1 pseudogene is annotated in these 292 nt (G+C 41.8%); it reads left to right on the top strand.

What is annotated here, in order from left to right:
• Window positions 1-262: pseudogene (locus QP381_RS08910) on the top strand (hypothetical protein); the annotation flags it as partial.
• Window positions 263-292: the final 30 nt, after the last annotated feature.

The raw sequence follows: 292 nt of genomic DNA, 5'->3' as shown, positions 1-292 counted from the left end.
CATAGCTGAATTACTCGGCGAATTAGCACATGAACTCGACGTATGCATAATCACTGTCACCCACGACCCAGCGGTAGCTGATGTTGCTGACAGAGTGTTGGAAGTGTCAGAATGCAAACTAATCGAAAAAAATAGCTCGAAACCTGCAGGTAAAAGTTGCGGTGGGCTTTATTCAGCAACATTTCCGAATAGCTACGACACTTTGTCTAGCGTTATTATTTCTGTCTCTATGCGCATCCCTTTCTGGTATGTTACACAGTAATTTTGTCAATACTATTGAAAAAGACGTCTA

The organism is Pauljensenia sp. UMB6358 (assembly GCF_030216865.1).
Taxonomy (GTDB): domain Bacteria; phylum Actinomycetota; class Actinomycetes; order Actinomycetales; family Actinomycetaceae; genus Pauljensenia; species Pauljensenia turicensis_A.
Note: the sequence above shows the minus strand (reverse complement) of the source record. Positions and strands in the feature narration are given on the sequence as shown.